Raw genomic sequence first — 3,599 nt, 5'->3', positions numbered from 1 at the left:
GTTCTCAAACTTCTCGTTCACAAGCACTTCGTAATTCTTTGGCTTCAACACCGCTTAGGTGTTGTATGGTTAAGCCTCACGGGTCATTAGTACAGGTTAGCTCAATGCCTTACAGCACTTACACACCCTGCCTATCAACGTTGTAGTCTCCAACGGCCCTTCAGTGGACTCTAGGTCCAAGTGAGAACTCATCTCGAGGCTCGCTTCCCGCTTAGATGCTTTCAGCGGTTATCGATTCCGAACTTAGCTACCCGGCAATGCATCTGGCGATACAACCGGAACACCAGAGGTTCGTCCACTCCGGTCCTCTCGTACTAGGAGCAGCCCCTCTCAATTCTCAAACGCCCACGGCAGATAGGGACCGAACTGTCTCACGACGTTCTAAACCCAGCTCGCGTACCACTTTAAATGGCGAACAGCCATACCCTTGGGACCGACTTCAGCCCCAGGATGTGATGAGCCGACATCGAGGTGCCAAACACCGCCGTCGATATGAACTCTTGGGCGGTATCAGCCTGTTATCCCCGGAGTACCTTTTATCCGTTGAGCGATGGCCCTTCCATACAGAACCACCGGATCACTATGACCTACTTTCGTACCTGCTCGACGTGTCTGTCTCGCAGTTAAGCTGGCTTATACCATTACACTAACCGTACGATGTCCGACCGTACTTAGCCAACCTTCGTGCTCCTCCGTTACTCTTTGGGAGGAGACCGCCCCAGTCAAACTACCCACCAGACAATGTCCCAAACCCCGATTCAGGGGCCATGGTTAGAACATCAACACTACAAGGGTGGTATTTCAAGGTCGACTCCATGCAATCTAGCGACCACATTTCAATGTCTCCCACCTATCCTACACATGTAGGGTCAATGTTCACTGCCAAGCTATAGTAAAGGTTCACGGGGTCTTTCCGTCTAGCCGCGGGTACGCTGCATCTTCACAGCGATTTCAACTTCACTGAGTCTCGGGTGGAGACAGCGTGGCCATCATTACGCCATTCGTGCAGGTCGGAACTTACCCGACAAGGAATTTCGCTACCTTAGGACCGTTATAGTTACGGCCGCCGTTTACCGGGGCTTCGATCAAGAGCTTCGTCCTAAGACTAACCCCATCAATTAACCTTCCGGCACCGGGCAGGCGTCACACCGTATACGTCATCTTGCGATTTTGCACAGTGCTGTGTTTTTAATAAACAGTTGCAGCCACCTGGTATCTTCGACCAGCGTCAGCTTAGGAAGTAAATTCCATCACCAACACCGGCGTACCTTCTCCCGAAGTTACGGTACCATTTTGCCTAGTTCCTTCACCCGAGTTCTCTCAAGCGCCTTGGTATTCTCTACCCGACCACCTGTGTCGGTTTGGGGTACGATTCGATGTTATCTGAAGCTTAGAGGCTTTTCCTGGAAGCAGGGCATCAATGACTTCAGCTCCGTAGAGCCTCGACATCGTGTCTCAGCGTAAAGTATCCCGGATTTGCCTAAGATACACGCCTACACACTTGAACCAGGACAACCATCGCCTGGCCCACCTAGCCTTCTCCGTCCCCCCATCGCAATAACACCAAGTACGGGAATATTAACCCGTTTCCCATCGACTACGCCTTTCGGCCTCGCCTTAGGGGTCGACTCACCCTGCCCCGATTAACGTTGGACAGGAACCCTTGGTCTTCCGGCGTGCGGGTTTTTCACCCGCATTATCGTTACTCATGTCAGCATTCGCACTTCTGATACCTCCAGGATGGGTTACCCCTTTCCCTTCAACGGCTTACAGAACGCTCCTCTACCATGCAAGCAAGCTTGCATCCGTAGCTTCGGTGGTATGTTTAGCCCCGTTAAATCTTCCGCGCAGACCGACTCGACCAGTGAGCTATTACGCTTTCTTTAAAAGATGGCTGCTTCTAAGCCAACTTCCTGGCTGTCTGAGCCTTTCCACATCGTTTCCCACTTAACATACACTTTGGGACCTTAGCTGACGGTCTGGGTTGTTTCCCTTTCCACGACGGACGTTAGCACCCGCCGTGTGTCTCCCGTGATTGCACTCATTGGTATTCGGAGTTTGCATCGGGTTGGTAAGTCGGGATGACCCCCTAGCCGAAACAGTGCTCTACCCCCAATGGTGAGACACGAGGCGCTACCTAAATAGCTTTCGAGGAGAACCAGCTATCTCCCGGTTTGATTGGCCTTTCACCCCCAGCCACAAGTCATCCCCTAATTTTTCAACATTAGTGGGTTCGGTCCTCCAGTACCTGTTACGGCACCTTCAACCTGCTCATGGCTAGATCACCGGGTTTCGGGTCTACTCCTAGCAACTCATTCGCCCAGTTAAGACTCGGTTTCCCTACGGCTCCCCTATACGGTTAACCTTGCTACTAAAAGTAAGTCGCTGACCCATTATACAAAAGGTACGCAGTCACCGAACTAAGTCGGCTCCCACTGCTTGTACGTACACGGTTTCAGGTTCTATTTCACTCCCCTCACAGGGGTTCTTTTCGCCTTTCCCTCACGGTACTGGTTCACTATCGGTCAGTCAGGAGTATTTAGCCTTGGAGGATGGTCCCCCCATGTTCAGTCAACATTTCACGTGTGTCGACCTACTCGATTTCACTTTAAAGACATTGTCGTATACGGGACTATCACCCTGTATCGTGGCACTTTCCAGAGCCTTCTACTAACATCAATAAAGCTTAAGGGCTGGTCCGGGGTCGCTCGCCGCTACTGCCGGAATCTCAATTGATTTCTTTTCCTCGGGGTACTTAGATGTTTCAGTTCTCCCGGTTCGCCTCGTTAAGCTATGTATTCACTTAACGATACCTGTAAACAGGTGGGTTTCCCCATTCGGACATCGTGGGCTCAATGTTTGTTGTCAACTCCCCCACGCTTTTCGCAGACTTCCACGTCCTTCATCGCCTCTGACTGCCAAGGCATCCACCGTGCACGCTTATTCACTTAACCATACAACACCTAAACAGTGTTCTATTGTTAGCGATATCTTTCGATATCGTTTGCCTTCAAGAATTACTCAAGACACTTGCGAACAAGTAAGACAGCAATTGTGTTAACAATTGTGCCTTTGTAACTTCAATTGAAGTTACTGTGCTAAGTTTTTACGCTTAGCTGAATCTTTGTTTTCACAAAAACTCAATTGTTTGCTTGATAAATTAAATAACTGAAACAGTTACTTAACTATCGGTATTGAATATCTCATCACAGATATTCAATGAACTTTAATCAGCTTTCCAAATTGTTAAAGAGCGGGCTTTTTCGTTAAAAAAAGCCAAACTTAAACATTGATACTGCACTGTTTAAGTTTGGCCTCTTGGCCTTCCAGTCGAAGAAATTGGTGGAGCTAAGCGGGATCGAACCGCTGACCTCCTGCGTGCAAGGCAGGCGCTCTCCCAGCTGAGCTATAGCCCCAAGTATTCTTCATTGTCTTATGTTGTATAAACACCCAAAAGGATGTTTGGTGGGTCTGAGTAGATTTGAACTACCGACCTCACCCTTATCAGGGGTGCGCTCTAACCAACTGAGCTACAGACCCAACATAAGTAATGCTCTATTTACCAATCATACAATCTGTGTGAACACTCATCAGCTTTC

General features: G+C 49.3%; 2 tRNA genes and 1 rRNA gene. All 3 read right to left on the bottom strand.

The annotated features are described in order from the left end of the window. Nucleotides 1–65: 65 nt before the first annotated feature. A 23S ribosomal RNA gene (locus D1Z90_RS20000) occupies nt 66–2,954 on the bottom strand. 386 nt (nt 2,955–3,340) lie between these two features. After that, nucleotides 3,341–3,416: transfer RNA gene (locus D1Z90_RS19995), tRNA-Ala, on the bottom strand. A gap of 47 nt (nt 3,417–3,463) precedes the next feature. Further along, nucleotides 3,464–3,540, bottom strand: a tRNA-Ile gene (locus tag D1Z90_RS19990). Nucleotides 3,541–3,599: the final 59 nt, after the last annotated feature.

Source organism: Motilimonas pumila (assembly GCF_003596335.1).
GTDB lineage: Bacteria > Pseudomonadota > Gammaproteobacteria > Enterobacterales > CBDFNC01 > Motilimonas > Motilimonas pumila.
The sequence above is the reverse complement of the archived record's forward strand: the minus strand, read 5'-3'. Positions and strand labels throughout refer to the sequence as shown.